Here is a 16,475-nt window from a genome sequence, read left to right as displayed (position 1 = left end):
CCCGGCCGCGCCCCGCTACAGGGCCTGCGCCGCGGGCTTCACCATGCCGCGGACCGTGCGGGACTTCACGAAGTCGCCCATGGCGGTCATCTCCCACTCGCCGGAGAACTGCCTGATCAGCTTGGCCATCATCACGCCCGTCTGGGCCTCGGCGCCCGTCAGGTCGAAGCGGACGAGCTCCTCGCCCGTGGCGGCGTCAAGGAGACGGCAGTAGGCCTTGGCGACCTCCGTGAACTTCTGGCCGGAGAACGAGTTCACCGTGAAGACCAGGCCCGTCACGTCCTGCGGGAGGCGGCCGAGGTCGACCACGATCACCTCGTCGTCACCGCCGCCCTCGCCCGTGAGGTTGTCGCCGGAGTGCTTGATGGCGCCGTTGAGGATCGAGAGCTTGCCGAAGTAGCAGCTGTCGAGGTGGTTGCGCTGGGGGCCGTACGCGATGACCGAGGCGTCCAGGTCGATGTCCTTGCCGCGGAAGGCGGGCTCCCAGCCGAGGCCCATCTTGACCTGGGAGAGCAGCGGGCGGCCGCCCTTGACCAGGGACACCGTCTGGTTCTTCTGGAGGCTGACGCGGCCCTTGTCCAGATTGATCTTCCCGCTGCCGGGGGCGGGCGCGGCCGGGGCGGCGGGCGCGGCGGCCGCGACGGGCGGGGGCGGGCCCTGGACCGGCGGCCCGCTCGGGGGCGCCATGGGGGCGGCGGGCTGCGGGGGCGCGGCCACGGGGGCCGGGGCGGGGGCGGGCTCCTCGACCGTCACGCCGAAGTCGGTGGCGATGCCCGCGAGGCCGTTCGCGTACCCCTGGCCGACGGCGCGGGCCTTCCAGGCGCCGTTGCGGAGATAGACCTCCACGATGACCAGGGCCGTCTCGCCGCCCAGCTGGGGCGGGGTGAAGGTGGCGAGGACCGAGCCGTCGTCCGCGTTGCGCAGGGTGGCGGTGGGTTCGACGCCCTGGAAGGTCTGGCCCGCCGCGTCCGGACTCGCCGTGACGACGATCTTCTCGATGCCGGGCGGGACGGCGGTGGTGTCCACCGTGATCGCGTCCGGGGTGGTGCCGCCGCCCGAGCGGTAGGTCACGCCGGGGCCCGTGGGCTGGTTGTAGAAGATGAAGTCGTCGTCGGAGCGCACCTTGCCGTCGGCGGTGAGCAGCAGGCCCGATACGTCGAGCCGCACCGGGGCGGAGACGTCCACGGCGACGCGGGCCGCGGTCAGGGGGATGTTCGAGCCGGGGGTCATAGCTGTCATGCCTGGGGTAACGAGCGGGGATACTTTGCCGTTCCCTTACCCGGAGGAAATTCCCGCCGAAGGACGCGTCCCCCGCACTCACCCCCGCACTCATCGGAACGGGGCGCTCCGGGCGCCGTCCACCCGGCCCCGCCGAGGCTGGCCCATGTGAACGGGGTCGGCGTCGGGAGGGACGAAGGCTCGGGGGCGGACGTGATCATCGTCTTCGTCACCCGCCGCGTGCCTCGTGACCGGCTCCGGACCGAAGACGTGGTTCCGGGCACCCTTGAGGGCGTCCCCCTCCCAGGAAGGGAGGGCTCATGACCACTCAGGCACGCAAGCAGAAGGGCCAGACCCGCGCGGAGCGCAAACGCCGGACGGGCTGATACACCGCGCTGCGCGCTTGTCCTCAAACGCCGGACAGGCTGAGGCATCCACACCCTGGCTGAAACACCCGCACCCGAACGACCCAGCCCAGGCCGGAACAATCGAGCCCGTCCGGCGTTTGAGGACGAGGCGCGAAGCGCGGAGATTCAGCCCGTCCGGCGTTTGAGGACGAGGCGCGAAGCGCGGAGATTCAGCCCGTCCGGCGTTTGAGGACAAGGCGCGGAGCGCCGGTGCTTTTGCGGGGGCGGCAGGGCAGAGAGCGCCCAAGGGCCGGAGAGGGCGCGCCCCCGGCCGGGGGCGTCACCCCTGGTGGGAGCGGGCCTTGAAGGCCGCCTTGCGGGCCTCCTTGGCCACCTTCTTATCCGAGTGCAGCCGCCCCATCGCCTCCAGGACCTCCGCCGTCGCGGGGTGCTCCACCCGCCACGCCGCCGCGAAGAACCCGGTGTGCTGCGCGGCGAGCCCCTCCACGAGGGCCCGCAGCTCCTCGGAGTTCCCCTCGGCCGCGAGCTGCGCGGCGACCGTGTCGATGGTCAGCCAGAAGACCATGCCCTCGGAGGGCGCGGGCACGTCCGCGGCGCCGTGCTCGGCGAGCCACACCCGGGCGAGACCGCCGAGTTCCGGGTCGTCGAGGACCTCCCGCAGCGCGGGCTCGGCCTCGCCGCCGACGAGGGACAGCGCCTGCTGGCAGCGCAGCCGCCGCAGCGGCGCCCCCTCGTCCGCGCCGCGCGCCGCGGCGAGCAGCTCGCGCGCCGCGCCGAGCGCCTCGCGCCGCCCGAGCCACAGCTCGATCTCGGCCTGCGCGGCGGCGCGCGGGAACTCGGCGGTGGCGTCGAGCAGCGTGTCGGCCCCCTTGTCGGCGAGGTCGCCGACGGCGGGCGCGTCAAGGCCGGCGTCCAGCATCCGCGCCCGGATGCCGTACAGGCCGAGCGGCGTCAGCCTGACCATGCCGTACCGCGTGACGTCCTCGTCGTCGACGGCCGGCAGCGGCTCGTCGGCGTCGGCCGCGTCGATGTCCGCCATGAGCGCCTCGTCGACGGGCCGGTAGGCGACGAGCCCGACGGGCTCCAGCATCCGGAACTGGTCGTCGAGCCGCATCATCGCGTCGGAGACCTGCTCCAGGATGTCGTCGGTGGGCTCGCCCATGTCGTCGGGCACGATCATCGACGCGGCGAGCGCGGGCAGCGGCACCGCGCCGTCCTCGGGGGCGCCGTCGCTGACCGTCAGCAGATACAGGTTGCCGAGGACGCCCTCCAGGAACTCGGCCTCGGCCTGCGGGTCCCAGCCAAGATCGGCGAAGTCGATCTCGCCGCCCTCCTGGATGGCGTCGACGAGGTCGTCCAAGTCCGGCACGGTCGCGTCGGCGAAGACGGCCTCCAGGGCGCCGAGCCAGATGGCGAGCACGTCCTGCGGGCTGCCCGAGGTGAGCAGCGCCAGCTCCTCGCCCGTCGTGACGGTCCCCTCGGCCTCCGCGTCATCGGCGGCGGCCTCGTCAGGGTCCTCGACCTCGACGAGGCCGGTGTCGACGGCGACCCGCCAGGCCTCGCTCGCGTACGCCGCCGCGTCCCCGTCCTGCAAGCCGTCGGCCCCGTCGACGAGCCCGAGCTCGGCCGCCGCCGCGGGCAGCTGCTCGTCGACGAGTTCGCCGCCCGCGCCGACCCGCGTCTCGGGCCCGGCCCAGCGGGCGAGCCGCGCGGCACGGCCGAGCAGGGGTGTGGCGAGCGCGTCCCGCGCGAGCTCCGCTTCTGAGTGCAGCAGCACCGGCGGCAGGGTGGCGGGGCTTTGGGACATCGGCTGGTTCTCCTGACGGGCCTGGCGGGGTTCGGGTCTGCTGCGTGAAGCCTAGACGGGTTTGCCCCCGCCCCGCCCGCCGCTCGGCCCCCGCCGCGGTGCCCCGGGCTTGCCCCCCTTTGCCTCAGTTCATGTCCCTGTCAGAAAACGTACAGCCGGAGAACACCGGCACAACCTTGACAACTTCCCTGCTCAGGCAAGAGATTGACGCGCGTAGAGCGCCACCCCCGGGCCGCGACGCCCGCTGCGCCCCCCTTGTCGAACCCTCCCGAATCCCGGAGCCCTTGATGTCCCACATATCCCGCACGCCCAGATCTGCCGCCGTGAGCGCCGTCGTCGCTACCGCCCTCGCGGCCGGTCTGCTCGCCGCGTCCAGCTCGACGGCCTCCTCGGCGGACGCCGGGCGGGTGCGCGTGCACGACATCCAGGGCACGAGCCGTCTCTCGCCGCTGGCCGGGCAGCAGGTCGCCGACGTTCCGGGCGTCGTCACTGGCGTACGGACGTACGGCTCGAAGGGGTTCTGGATCCAGGACTCCGAGGCGGACGACGACCGCGCCACCAGCGAGGGCGTGTTCGTCTACACCGGCTCGGCGCCGACGGTGAAGCCGGGCGACGCCGTCCGGGTCTCGGGCACGGTCACGGAGTACGTGCCCGGTGGCGCGGGCTCCGGCAACCAGTCCCTCACGCAGCTCACCAAGCCGACGGTGACCGTCGAGTCCTCGGGCAACCCGCTGCCCGCCCCCGTCACCCTGAACGCCAAGTCGGTGCCGTCCGCCTACGCGCCCGCCGGTGACCCGGCCGACGGCGGCAGCGTCAACGGCCTTCCGCTGCGCCCCCGTACCTACGCCCTGGACCTGTACGAGTCCCTGGAGGGCATGAACGTCCGCGTCGGCACCTCCCGCGTGGTCGGCGCGACGGACGCGTACAACGAGATGTGGGTGACCGTGAAGCCGCACGAGAACGCCACCCGGCGCGGGGGCGCGCGGTACGGCTCGTACGACGCGCAGAACACCGGGCGGCTGCAGATCCAGCAGCTGGCGCCGGTCGCCGAGCGGCCGTTCCCGAAGGCGGACGTCGGGGACGTGCTGACCGGGACGACCGAAGGGCCCCTGGACTTCAACCAGTTCGGCGGGTACACGCTCACCGCGCGCACGCTCGGCGAGCTCACGGCGGGGGGCCTGGAGCGCGAGCGCACCCGCCCGCAGCGCGCGCGGGAGCTGGCCGTGGCGACGTACAACGTGGAGAACCTCGACCCCGGCGACCCGCAGGCCAAGTTCGACGCGCTCGCCCAGGCCGTCGTCACCAACCTGGCCTCGCCCGACATCGTGGCCCTGGAGGAGATCCAGGACAACAGCGGGCCGAAGAACGACGGCACGGTCGCCGCCGACCAGACCCTGAAGAAGTTCACGGACGCCATCGCCGCCGCGGGCGGCCCCCGCTACAGCTGGCGCTCCGTCGACCCCGAGAACAACAAGGACGGCGGCGAGCCCGGCGGCAACATCCGCCAGGTGTTCCTCTTCAACCCCGAGCGGGTGTCGTTCACCGACCGCGCGGGCGGCGACGCGGCCACGCCGACGGACGTCGTCCGGCAGGGCAAGCGGGCCGCGCTCACCCACTCGCCGGGCCGGATCGACCCGGCCAACGCGGCCTGGACCAACAGCCGCAAGCCGCTCGCGGGCGAGTTCAGCTTCCGCGGCAAGCCCGTCATCGTGATCGCCAACCACTTCGCGTCGAAGGGCGGCGACGAGTCGCTGACCTCGCACCACCAGCCGCCGACGCGCTCCTCCGAGGTCCAGCGGGTCAAGCAGGCCGAGGCCGTCAACGCCTTCGTCCAGAAGATCCGCGCCACCGAGCGGAACGCGGACGTCGTCGTCGCGGGCGACATCAACGACTTCGAGTTCTCCCCCGCCACCAAGGCCCTGGAGGCGGGCGGCGCGCTGCGCGCGGGCGTGCGGTCGCTGCCGCGCGCCGAGCGCTACTCGTACGTCTACCAGGGCAATTCACAGGTGCTCGACCAGATCCTGGTCAGCCCCGGCGTGGGCCGCTACGCGTACGACAGCGTGCACATCAACGCCGAGTTCGCCGAGCAGAACAGCGACCACGACCCGCAGGTGGTCCGCTTCCGGCCGTAAAGCTCCGGGCGGCGGGGGCGAAGGACGCCCCCGCCGCCGCGCCGGTGCTCACGCGCTCACGCCGAACGCGAACCGGTAGCGCCGCACCACGCTCTCCTTGACGCCGGGGAACGCGCGCACCCGGCGCCAGGCCTCGCCCTCGGCGGGCGCGTTCAGCTCCCGCTCGTGGTCGTCCTCCGTCGCCCAGGCCGCGTAGGTGACGACGCGGGTGCCGTCCGTGCTCAGGTGCAGGTGCGCCCCGATCAGGCCCGGCGCCGGGGCGTCGTCGACCGCCGTCGCCAGCGCGTCCGACCAGGCCCGCTGCCGGTCGGCGTCCGGCCCTTCGAAGTCGACCTCGACCCGCACGAACGCCCCGGGCACCTCGACGCCTGACCCCGGCGTGACGCTCCGGTACAGGCGCGTCCGCGTCAGGCCGAGCCGCTCGACGCCCGGCACCGCCGCGTCGACATCGGCGTTCCGCTCGTCGCGGCCGAGCGCGAAGAACTCCTGGTAGGACCGCTCGTCGCGCCACCGCGAGTGGTGCATCAGGCTCCCGCCGTCGACGCCCTCGTACACGCTGTACGACAACAGCCCCTCGTGCGGCCACGGGCGGCTCTCCCAGGCGCGGGCGATCGCCTCGACCGTGGCCCGCTGCCGCTCGGGGGTGCCGACGTCCCAGGTGCTGAAGAAGGTGAGGCCCTCGTCCTCGCCGCGGGGGACGGGGGGTGTGGAAAGGCGCCGCGTCATGGGAGTCCTCCAAGGTCGTCGGGGCGTGCGCCGCGCCCTCCCGGCGCCGCGCACGCCCTACGCTCCAAGGTGAACCACGGTTGAGGTCAAGCCCGTTCCGGCAGCGTCACCGCGTCCAGGCCAGGCCGCTTCGCGGTGTGCCCGTCGCGCCGTGCCGGGTGCCAGCGGCGCGCCCTGCGCCGCGCCCAGGGCCCCGCCGCCCCCGCGAGCCAGCGCACCTCGCGGGCCGCGCCGCCGAGCGCGGAGACCGGCGCGAGCGGCGGCAGCGGGCGGGCCCAGTCGGCGTGCCCCGGCACGCCGAGCGCGTCGGCGACACCGGCGGCGATCCGGGCGTGGCCGAGGGGGCTGGCGTGCATCCGGTCGCGGCTCCACAGCCGGGGGTCGGCCGTGATCCGCTGCGGGAACAGGTCGAGGACGACGACGCCGTGCCGGTCGGCGGCCGCCCGGATGCGCGCGTTGAGGTCGACGACGCGGGGCTGCGCGCGCCGGGCGAGGGGGGCGATGCGGCCGATGTCGGGGATGGTCACGGTGGCCACGCGGGCGCCCGCCCCGGCGAGTTCGGCGAACATCTCCTCCATGGCCCGCGCGGTGCGGGCGGCGTCGTAGCCGGGGCTCACCAGGTCGTCGACCCCGGCGACGACGGTCGCGAGGTCCGGCTTGAGGGCCAGCGCCGGAGCCAGCTGCTCGTCTCTGACCTGCTCCGCCACCCGGCCGCGCACCGCCAGGTTGGCGTACGCGAAGTCCGGGTGCCAGGAGGCGAGGATCTCCGCGAGCCGGTCGGCCCAGCCGCGGTAGCCACGGTCTTCGTCGCCGTCGCCGATGCCCTCGGTGCGACTGTCTCCGACCGCGACGTACCGCTCGTACGGATGCGAGGTCATGGCCCGAGGGTCCTGCGCTCGGCGGGGGTCCGTCAACGAGGCGTCGGCGCCCCGTGTCACACTCCGGCCATGCCCCGTCCCACCCCGCGCCTGCGCCCCGCCACCCGCGCCGACCTGCCCGCCGTCCTCGCCCTGCTGGCCGACGAGGAGCGGGTGGTGGACCCGGCGGACGTCGTCGTGGACGCCGCCTACGAGCGCGCCTTCGCCGCGATCGAGGCGGACCCCCGCAACGAGGTCCTCGTCCTGGACGACGGCCACGGCACGGTGCTCGCCAGCCTCCAGGCGACGTACGTCCCGGGGCTCGGCAAGCACGGCGCGGAGCGGGCCCTCATCGAGGCCGTCCGGGTCCGCGCGGACCGGCGCGGCGGCGGGCTCGGCCGGATCCTGATGGAGCGGGCGGTGGCCAGGGCCCGCGCCCGCGGCTGCGCGCTCGTCCAGCTCACCAGCGACAAGCGGCGCGCGGACGCGCACCGCTTCTACGCCTCGCTGGGGTTCACCCCCAGCCACGACGGGTTCAAGCTGCCGCTGTGAGCCGGGGGCCGGGCGCCCAACACCCCCATCTCGTAGCGTTCCTGACGCATACCCCGTAGAAGATTTAAGTGGAGCTACACGACGGGGTGCGCCGACACTGTCCCCATGACGGCACCTCTCGCTCCTCACGCCCCGTTCGGCCGCGCGCTGTGCGCCATGGTCACGCCCTTCGCGCCGGACGGCGCCCTCGACCTCGACGGCGCCGGGCACCTGGCCGCCCACCTGGTGGCGAACGGCTGCGAGGGGCTCGTCCTCTCCGGCACGACCGGGGAGTCCCCGACGACGTCCGACGCGGAGAAGGCCGCCCTGGTGCGGGCCGTCCGCGAGGCGGTCGGGGACCGCGTCGCGCTGGTCGCGGGCGTCGGCAGCAACGACACGCGGCACGCCGTCGAGCTGGCCCGCGAGGCCGAGAAGGCGGGCGCGGACGGCCTGTTGACGGTCACGCCGTACTACAGCAAGCCCCCGCAGGACGCGGTCGAGGAGCACTTCCGGGCGGTCGCCGACGCCAGCGGGCTGCCCGTGATGCTGTACGACATCCCGGGCCGCACCGGCACGCGCATCGAGCCGGAGACGATGCTGCGGCTCGCGGAGCACCCGCGGGTCGTGGCGGTGAAGGACTGCGCGTACGACATGCTCGGCACCGCCGGTGTCCTCGCGCGCACGGACCTCGCCTACTACGCGGGCTGCGACGAGTACGCCCTTCCGCTGTACGCGCTCGGCGGCGCGGGCTGCGTCAGCACGGTCGCCAACGTGGTGCCCGGGCCGATGCGGGAGATCCTCGACCTGTTCGACGCGGGCGACACCGCGGGCGCGGCCCGCGCGCAGCTGCGGGCCACGCCGCTGATCCAGCTGATGATGGACTCCGGCCTGCCCGGCGCCGTCACCGCGAAGGCCCTGCTCGGCGCGCTCGGGCTGCCCGCGGGCGGGGTCAGGGCGCCGCTGCGGCCCGCCGGCCGGGATGCGGCCGACGGGCTGCGGGCGGCGTACGAGGACCTGATGGGTCCCGGGGCGCTCAGCGCGAGCTGAGCATCGGCACCCAGCGGCCGCCGTAGCTGTCGGACGCCTTGCGGAAGCCGCTCAGCGGCACGACCTTCTTGCTTCCGACGTGCACCAGGATCAGCTGGTTGCGGAACTCGTTCTTGCCCGAGCACTTGGCCGGGTCACAGCCGATGGCGACGAGGCGCTTGGCGTCGGCCCAGGCGAGCGGCTGCATGCCGGGGACCTTGCCGACCGGCTTGCCGGTCTTCGGGTCGAGCAGCGGCGAGCCCTTGACGTCGCCGTCCACGGCGACGTGCTTGCCGTCGGGCGAGAGACCGGCCACCGACCAGCCGCCGAACCGCTCCCCCGCGGGCACCCGGGTCTTCACGCCGGACGTGGTGTACCAGAGGCGGCCGTCGGACTTGCCGTCGGAGACGGTGAGCCGCTCGACGTACAACTGCTCCCCGGCGCGGCCCCAGCGGACGTCCTCCCGCGCGTTCCCGTCGTAGCCGCCCCACGGGCCCGGCTTCGGCTGCGGCAGCGGCCGGAAGGGCCCGACCTCGCCGGAACCGGCGTCGATCACGTAGAAGCCGGTGCGGCTGCCGTGCCGCTGGGCGTCGTTGGCCTCGTGGTCGTCGGGCAGGTTGATGAGGCGGTCCGGGTTCTTGCTGTAGGCGGTGGCGACGAGGCGCTTGCCGTCGGGGGACCACTCGACGCCCGCGACGGGCTTCTTCGTGTCGATCCAGCGCTCCACCTTCCCCGTCATCAGGTCGAGCAGGCCGACGCGCCGGGCGGGCAGTTCACCCTGCAGCACGGCGGCGGTGCGCATGCCGGGCGCCACGTCGACCCACGCCCACTTGGCGTCGGCCTTCTGGTACCTGCCGGTCTTCTGGTTCAGCAGGTGGTACTGGCGGACGAACAGCTCGTCGCCGCCGGGCTTCTTGACCCTGCGCGAGGTGTAGTACCCGGACACCGCGGTGTTCCCGGCCGCGATCAGCTCGCGCGGCGGCGACTGGTCGGGGTGCCCGACCACGTCGCCGTTGATCGACTCGCTGGCCGGGCTCGCCGCCGCCTCGTCGGAGCCCGCGCCCGGCACCACCACGACCGCGGCGATCAGGGCCGCCACCGCGGCCGCGGCCCCTCCGATGCCGCGCCGGGTGCGGCGCCGCCGCGCGGTCAGGACGCGGTCGGCGAGGTCGGCTCGCGCGGGTCCGCCCCGGGCGGCCTCTTCCTGGAGCGCCTCGCGCACCAGCTGTTCGACGTTCACGGACGTACCTCCACAGGCGAGATGTCACGGGACGGGACGGCGGCGGCAGCGGCGGGGCCGAGGGCCGCGAGCTCCGGCGCGAGGTCGCGCAGCCGGGCCAGGGAGCGGTGCGTGGTGCTGCGGACGGTGCCGACGGTGCAGCCGAGGATGCGGGCCACGTCGGCCTCCGGCAGGTCCTCGAAGTACCGCAGCACGAGGACGGAGCGCTGGCGCGGGGTGAGCCGGGCGAGCGCGCCGCGCATCACGACGCGCAGTTCCGCCGCGCCCTCGCCGCCGTCGCCCGGCCGCTCCGGCGGCTCGGCGACGGCCACCTCGCGGCGCGGCCACTTCAGACGCCACCGGCTGACCTGCTGGCGGTAGAGGACCTGCCGGACGTACGCCTCCGGGTCCTCGATCCCGCTCCACCGGCCCGCGACCTTCACCAGGGCCGTCTGCAACTGGTCCTCGGCGGCGTGCCGGTCGCCGCCGCACAGCAGCACGGCGGTTCTCAGCAGGGCCGACGATCTGCTCTCCACGAACTCCCGGAAGCGGTCCTGGCTCTCGGCATCCATCGTCACCTTCTCTTCTCCGGCGGCCTCACTGCCCCCTCTGCTGTGGATGACGTGCGAGGACCCGCGTCGCTATGCCTGTGCTGCGACGCGGGTCCTCGGATGCGGTGCGGTGGCCGGACGTCAGTCCGAGAGCGGGTTCTTGGGGAAGCCCTTCGCCTTGGTCCACTTCAGCTGGTGCGCGTAGCGCTTGAACGTGACCTGCTTGCCGCTCTTGGTGATCTCGGCCTTGATCCAGCCGTCGAAGCCCCGGGTGAGATGACGGTCCCACTTCGTCAGACGTCCCGTGGCGACGGCGGCGAGCGACTCCTGCGGGGGCTCGCCGTCGTAGCACCACCTCGCCCAGTCGGCGATCGCCGCGACGGTCCCGGCGCGGGCCTTGAGCGTGATGCCCTGGCAGACGTCGGTCTTGGTGCGGTAGACGTTCTTGGGCTTGGACCAGCCGCGCGCCTTGGGGCTGTAGTCCTGGACGTACAGGCCCTTCTTGTCCCGGTAGTGCATGGCGACGCGGCGGCCGTCCGCGAGCTTCACCTGCGACTCGAAGCTCGTCTTGTCGCCGCCGTAGTCGATGTCGGTGTGCTGGAGCTTGTAGCTGTGGCTCCCCTTGGGCTTCGCGCTCGCGTCCTTGGCCACGCTCGGCCCGCCGGCCACGCTCGACCCGCCCCCTGCGAGCAGCAGGGCCACCGCCGCGCCCGCCGACACCAAGGCCTTCGTTCCCGCTCTGTTCATGTTGATCTCCCCTCCGTTTCGCGCAGCATACGCGCGAAGGGCGCCCCTCCGGTGCGGAGGGGCGCCCTTTTCGTGCGGGACCGTGACGGTCAGTTGTGGCTGTGCAGTACGTCGTTCAGGCCGCCCCACACCGCGTTGTTCGGCCGGGCCTCGACCGCGCCGGTGACCGAGTTGCGGCGGAAGAGGATGTTCGAGGCGCCGGAGAGCTCACGGGCCTTGACGATCTGGCCGTCGGGCATCGTCACGCGCGTACCGGCCGTGACGTACAGGCCCGCCTCGACGACGCACTCGTCGCCGAGCGCGATGCCGACACCGGCCTCGGCGCCGATCAGGCAGCGCTCGCCGATGACGATGCGGACGTTGCCGCCGCCGGACAGGGTGCCCATGGTGGAGGCGCCGCCGCCGATGTCGGAGCCGTCGCCGACGACGACACCGGCGGAGATGCGGCCCTCGACCATGGAGGTGCCGAGGGTGCCCGCGTTGAAGTTCACGAAGCCCTCGTGCATCACGGTGGTGCCCTCGGCGAGGTGCGCGCCGAGGCGGACGCGGTCGGCGTCGCCGATGCGGACGCCCTTGGGGGCGACGTAGTCGGTCATGCGCGGGAACTTGTCGACGGAGGTCACCTGGAGGTGCAGGCCCTCGGCGCGGGCGTGCAGGCGCACGGTCTCCAGGGCGTCGACGGCGACGGGGCCGAGCGAGGTCCAGGCGACGTTGGCGAGGAAGCCGAACATGCCGTCCAGGTTCGCGCCGTGCGGCTTGATCAGGCGGTGGCTGAGCAGGTGCAGCCGGAGGTAGACGTCGTGCGCGTCCAGCGGCTTCTCGTCGAGCGAGGAGATGACCGTGCGGACCGCGACGACCTCCACGCCGCGGCGGGCGTCGGGGCCGACCGCCTTGGCGGCGCCCTCGCCGAGCAGTTCCACGGCACGCTCGGCGCTCAGCCGCTCGCTCCCGGCGGGGCCCGGCTCCTCGGTGAGCTCGGGGGCGGGGAACCAGGTGTCGAGCACGGTGCCGTCGGCGGCGATGGTGGCGAGCCCGGAGGCCACGGCTCCGGTGGTGCGGGAAGCAGTCGTATCGGTCATGGGTGAAAACCTAACCGGGGTGGGGGCACAGAGGCGAACCGGGCGTTCGCCGCCCGGAAGGGCCCGCGCCCCGACCGGCCGCGCGGGCGGGCGGTCAGCCGCGCGGGGAGCCGATAAGACGCGCGAACATCTCGCGCGCGTAGGCCTCGTCGTACGCGTCCCCCGCGAGCAGCACCTGGAGGCAGATGCCGTCCATCAGCGCGCTCAGCCCGCGCGCGGTGGCGGCGTCGGTGTGCTCCCGCAGCAGGGCCATGAGGCCCTCGCACCACTCGGCCGCGACGGGCTTCAGGGCGGGTCTGCGCAGGGCGGCCAGATACAGCTCGTACTCCAGCTCCACGTCCTCGCAGCGCCCGCGGAGCCACTCGCCGAGCAGCACGGCGAGCTCCCCGGCGAGGCCCGCGCCGGGCGCCCGCAGCAGCCCCCGGTCGGCGACCGCCTTCGCGTACGCCTCGCCGGACTGCCGCAGGGCCGCCACAAGCAGGTCGTCCAGCGTCTTGAAGTGGTACGTCATGGAGCCCAGCGGCACATCCGCCTCGGCGGCGACGGACCGGTGGCTGAGGCCCACGATCCCCTTCTCGCCCGCGACCCGCAGCGCCGCGTCGATGATCCGCTGCCGCCGCTCGGGGTCATAGCGGCGCCCCATCAGTGGGCCCCGCCCAGATTCAGCACGACGACCCCCGCGATGACCAGCGCGATGCCGGACAGTTTGAGCAGACTCGCCGACTCCCCCATGAACACCATGCCGATGCCGGCGACCGCGGCGGTCCCGATGCCCGCCCAGATCGCGTACGCCGTCCCCACCGACAGGGTCTTGAGCGTCTGCGCCAGCAACGCGAACGCCAGCACGTACCCCACCACCGTGACCAGCGACGGCCACAGCCTGCTGAACCCCTCGCTGTACTTCATGGCCGTCGTCCCGGCCACCTCCGCCGCGATCGCCGCGGCCAGCAGTCCGTATCCCATGCGTACGAGTGTACGCATCGATGCGTACGGCTGTACACAACTGCGCGGTGACGGCATCACCGGAGTGCAGTCCCTGCCCCCTCGGCGATGTCAGCCCTTTCCGCGATGATGAGTCGCGACAGCTGATACGGCAGGGGACAGGGATGGTTGAGCCGAAATATCCGGAGCTTGGGGCAGCGATTCGCGATCTCATACGCGCCTCGGGACTGACCTTGGACCGCATCGTGGACGCGAGTCGCACACGACGCCACGTACCACTGTCCCGCACCACACTGAGCAGTTGGCAGAACGGCACGGCACGCCCGGCGAGCTTCGCCTCCCTCGCCACCCTCCTGTCGATCGTCGGGGAACTGTCCGACATACCCCGCAACCGGCTCGCCCCTTCGAGTTGGCGAGCCCGTTACGCGGCTGCACAGAAGGGCTCTGCCTCCGGCTCATCGTCCGCGCCCGACTCATCCACCCGGAACCTCGTACGTCACGCGGATCCCGTTCTGCTCGGTGTCCGCCGAGCACGCAGCGTGGACGGATTGTCACCGGTACCCGCATATGTGAAACGAGACTGCGACCCGGCTATCGACGCCGCCCTCGAAACCGCGGCCGAGAGCGGCGGCCTGGTTCTACTCAGGGGAGACTCGACCGCTGGCAAGACCCGCGCTGCCTACGAGGCGATGACGCGCGTTCTGCCGGACTTCCACTTGCTGTGCCCTCGACGAGAGAGCCCTCTGGACTCCACAGTCGACCATGCCCGCAAGCTCGCAAGCCGCGGCCGACAGTGCGTGCTGTGGCTGGACGAGTTGGAGCACCACCTTGGCCCCAACCGACTTGACCAGGCGGTTCTGCACAAGCTGATCGAGTGCCGGGCCGTCCTCCTTGCCACCATGCGCCTCTCGGCGTTCAACGGCCGCACCTCCCGCCCCACACATACGGCCAAGGGGAGCGACGCGTACGCGAGGATCGACATCGGTGATCCCGTACTCAGGACTGTCGAGGCCATCGATGTGAGCCGGCTTTGGAGTCCTACCGAACTCGACCGGGCCAGGGCGGAGACGGATCCCCGCGTGGTGGAGTCCTTGCGCCACCACCAGCGCTACGGCATCGCCGAATACCTTTCCGCAGGACCGCCCCTGTGGGACCGGTGGCAGAACTCCCGTTACGTAGGCGGGCATCCGCGGGGGTACGCCCTCGTCGCCGCCGCAGTCGATCTCGCCCGATCGGGTCTCAGCGCCCCCTTGCCCACCGAGCTCGTGACGTCACTGCACCACGGCTACCTGGCGGGCGAGGACAACTCCCTCCTCTCGCCCGAGTCCCTCGACGAAGCAATAGCTTGGGCTACTGAGGACCCCATAGGCGTCAGCCGTCTGCTCATGCCCCTCGGCGAGGGAGTCTGGCGCCCCTTCGACTATCTGGTCGACATGTACTCGCTCCGTCAAGAAGCCCCAGAGGTACCCACGCCCATCCGGGAAGCAGCCGTGGAACACGCCTCATCTGCACAAGAGCGCTACAGCGTGGGCCTCTCGTGCTACCACGCCGGGCAAGTCCAGCTCGCGCTTCGCGCCTTCACACCGTCCGCCGAAAACGGGCATATCGATTCCATGTTGTACGTGGGGTCGATCCTCCTAGACCAAGGCAAGGAAGCGGCAGCGGAGCCTTGGTGGCTACGCCTCGCGAAGGCAGGGAACACGCGGGGAATGCTGAACCTGGGAGTCCGGCACTCCCGAAAGGGCCGCCGGAAGAAGGCGGAGAAGTGGTGGCGCCGGGCATTCGATGCAGGCCTCATGGACGCGGCCGCCAAACTCGCCAACGTCCATGAGGATCAAGGGGAGCACGACGAAGCCGAGAGGCTCTGGAACCTCGCGCTCGAGGCCGAGGTGCCCGATGCCTTCTTCCGCTTCGGGATCCTGGCCTATCAGCGCGAGGACTACGCCGAGGCCGGACGGCTCTATTTGGAAGCCGCACGGAAAGGACATCGCGAGTCGACCACCAATCTCGCTCAGGTCCTCTTCACACAAGGACGCCTCGATGATGCCGAAAAGCTCTACCTTATCGCCGCTGACGCAGGAGACTCCGTCGCGATGCGCGCTCTCGGAGCTCTGAACGAATGGCGGGGGAAGTTCCTGCCTCCGGAACAAGACCATCAGGAATACATCCGCCGCATCTCCGACTCACTGCAGAGGTTGTTCGACCAGGCCGAGCAGGAGGGCAAGTGGAACGCTGACGCAAAGACCGCGAAGGACTGGTACCGACGGGCGTTCGACCACGGCGACCTCCTCTCTCTGCGTCTCCTCGGAAATCTCTACCAGCGGCGCGACAAGTACGCGAAGGCCCGCAAGTGCTACGTACGCGCCGCCGAACTCGGCGACCCGGCTTCCGCGGCATACTTCAATCAGCCCACCCTGGCGTACCACCAGCCTCTGGGCCTTCCCTGCGAAGACGACGAGGCCGATACGCCCTGGCAGCCGAGCCCTCGTACTCTGCGTGTGCTGAAGACCGCTCTGGAGATCGAGGCCGACGACGCTGCCGATGCCCTGACAAGGATCGAGGGAAGGCCAATCACGACCTGCGACTGGGTGAGAGTCTTTGAAGCCCTGCCTTCTCAAACCTGGCACCAAAGCATCGGCTGGCGCTGGCAGATGATCCGCGCCTTCGATGATCTCGTCGGCGACATTACCGAGGGACGACTTCCCTTGCCACGTTGCACAGGCGAGGAAATAGCCCTCCACCTAGCGCTGGAGCAAGCAGCCTCAATCACTGAGGACCTACCAGAGCTGGCCGAGGAGTTCACTGAGGGGATTCCGGCCCGAACCGACGACTACGACTGGTGGAGCTGCAAGGAACTGCTCTTCGAGGACCACGACGTACTGATGCTGTACGAGCCGTGGATGGAGGGAATCGAGAACCCCGACCACCATCTCAACCAGCATCTGGGGCTAGCCAACCTCGCCCCAGACGACTGGTTCAAGCCCTTTCGAGCGGAGAACGCACGGAACCCGGACCGAGGGTTTCGGCACTGATCCGGACCGCTCCGGAACTTCCGAATGCTACCCATGACCTGCGGAAACGCCGCTTCCGTACTGCCCGCCGCACGACATGTGCCGATGTGGTGAGCTTCCCTCGACGTGTCTCCCGCCGGTCTCCCGAAAGGTCCGACATGTCGTTGGTCGAACTACTCCTCGTGCTGATCATCCCCCTCACGTGTGTGCTGGCCCTGCTCGTTGGCTTCCTCGTCGCACTCCGCGGCCTGAGGGGAGACC

At 71.9% G+C, this 16,475-nt stretch carries 14 protein-coding genes; 4 read left to right on the top strand and 10 right to left on the bottom strand.

Annotated features, from left to right (window positions below; translation table 11 throughout):
• Positions 1-15 precede the first annotated feature (15 nt).
• Complete coding sequence (locus AC07A4_RS35545; protein ID WP_478607353.1) at positions 16-1,230, bottom strand: TerD family protein; 1,215 nt, start codon at positions 1,228-1,230, stop codon at positions 16-18.
• 675 nt (positions 1,231-1,905) lie between these two features.
• Positions 1,906-3,393 (bottom strand): hypothetical protein, encoded by a 1,488-nt coding sequence (locus tag AC07A4_RS35540; protein WP_478607010.1) that lies wholly within the window; start codon positions 3,391-3,393, stop codon positions 1,906-1,908.
• Positions 3,394-3,680: 287 nt separating this feature from the next.
• On the opposite strand from AC07A4_RS35540, the gene AC07A4_RS35535 reads away from it, so the two are divergent.
• A complete protein-coding gene (locus AC07A4_RS35535; RefSeq protein ID WP_478607007.1) occupies positions 3,681-5,525 on the top strand; it encodes an endonuclease/exonuclease/phosphatase family protein in 1,845 nt (614 codons plus the stop codon).
• Positions 5,526-5,573: 48 nt separating this feature from the next.
• On the opposite strand, the gene AC07A4_RS35530 is transcribed toward AC07A4_RS35535, so the two are convergent.
• Both AC07A4_RS35530 and AC07A4_RS35525 read right to left on the bottom strand, forming a co-directional pair.
• Positions 5,574-6,251: an antibiotic biosynthesis monooxygenase gene (locus AC07A4_RS35530; RefSeq protein WP_478607005.1), complete on the bottom strand. Its 678-nt coding sequence runs from the start codon at positions 6,249-6,251 to the stop codon at positions 5,574-5,576.
• A gap of 86 nt (positions 6,252-6,337) precedes the next feature.
• Entirely contained in the window at positions 6,338-7,129 is a 792-nt protein-coding gene (locus tag AC07A4_RS35525) for an SGNH/GDSL hydrolase family protein (RefSeq protein ID WP_478607002.1), read from the bottom strand.
• Positions 7,130-7,198: 69 nt separating this feature from the next.
• Between AC07A4_RS35525 and AC07A4_RS35520 the strand changes: the two genes are divergently transcribed.
• Entirely contained in the window at positions 7,199-7,660 is a 462-nt protein-coding gene (locus AC07A4_RS35520) for an N-acetyltransferase family protein (RefSeq protein ID WP_478607000.1), read from the top strand.
• Positions 7,661-7,765: 105 nt separating this feature from the next.
• Entirely contained in the window at positions 7,766-8,686 is a 921-nt protein-coding gene (gene dapA, locus AC07A4_RS35515; protein ID WP_478606997.1) for a 4-hydroxy-tetrahydrodipicolinate synthase, read from the top strand.
• Here dapA and AC07A4_RS35510 read toward each other — a convergent pair.
• From AC07A4_RS35510 to AC07A4_RS35485, 6 genes are all read right to left on the bottom strand, one after another.
• Positions 8,673-9,905: a WD40 repeat domain-containing protein gene (locus AC07A4_RS35510; protein WP_478606995.1), complete on the bottom strand. Its 1,233-nt coding sequence runs from the start codon at positions 9,903-9,905 to the stop codon at positions 8,673-8,675. The two genes, dapA and AC07A4_RS35510, sit on opposite strands and share 14 nt — an antisense overlap.
• Positions 9,902-10,456 carry a SigE family RNA polymerase sigma factor gene (locus tag AC07A4_RS35505; protein ID WP_478606993.1) on the bottom strand — a complete coding sequence of 185 codons (555 nt, stop codon included), beginning with the start codon at positions 10,454-10,456 and terminating at the stop codon, positions 9,902-9,904. The genes AC07A4_RS35510 and AC07A4_RS35505 overlap by 4 nt, the downstream gene beginning before the upstream one ends.
• 120 nt (positions 10,457-10,576) lie before the next feature.
• Positions 10,577-11,182, bottom strand: a complete 606-nt coding sequence (locus AC07A4_RS35500; RefSeq protein ID WP_478606991.1) for a hypothetical protein — start codon at positions 11,180-11,182, stop codon at positions 10,577-10,579.
• An 89-nt stretch (positions 11,183-11,271) separates the two neighbouring features.
• Complete coding sequence (gene dapD, locus AC07A4_RS35495; RefSeq protein WP_478606989.1) at positions 11,272-12,261, bottom strand: 2,3,4,5-tetrahydropyridine-2,6-dicarboxylate N-succinyltransferase; 990 nt, start codon at positions 12,259-12,261, stop codon at positions 11,272-11,274.
• Between the two features lie 94 nt (positions 12,262-12,355).
• A complete protein-coding gene (locus AC07A4_RS35490) occupies positions 12,356-12,904 on the bottom strand; it encodes a TetR/AcrR family transcriptional regulator (protein WP_478606987.1) in 549 nt (182 codons plus the stop codon).
• Entirely contained in the window at positions 12,904-13,224 is a 321-nt protein-coding gene (locus AC07A4_RS35485; RefSeq protein WP_478606984.1) for a DMT family transporter, read from the bottom strand. Before AC07A4_RS35485 ends, AC07A4_RS35490 begins: the two co-directional genes overlap by 1 nt.
• A 527-nt stretch (positions 13,225-13,751) precedes the next feature.
• On the opposite strand from AC07A4_RS35485, the gene AC07A4_RS35480 reads away from it, so the two are divergent.
• A complete protein-coding gene (locus AC07A4_RS35480) occupies positions 13,752-16,235 on the top strand; it encodes a tetratricopeptide repeat protein (protein WP_478606981.1) in 2,484 nt (827 codons plus the stop codon).
• The last annotated feature ends 240 nt before the right edge of the window (positions 16,236-16,475 follow it).

The organism is Streptomyces sp. NPDC043996, assembly GCF_056435225.1.
Note: the sequence above shows the minus strand (reverse complement) of the source record. Positions and strands in the feature narration are given on the sequence as shown.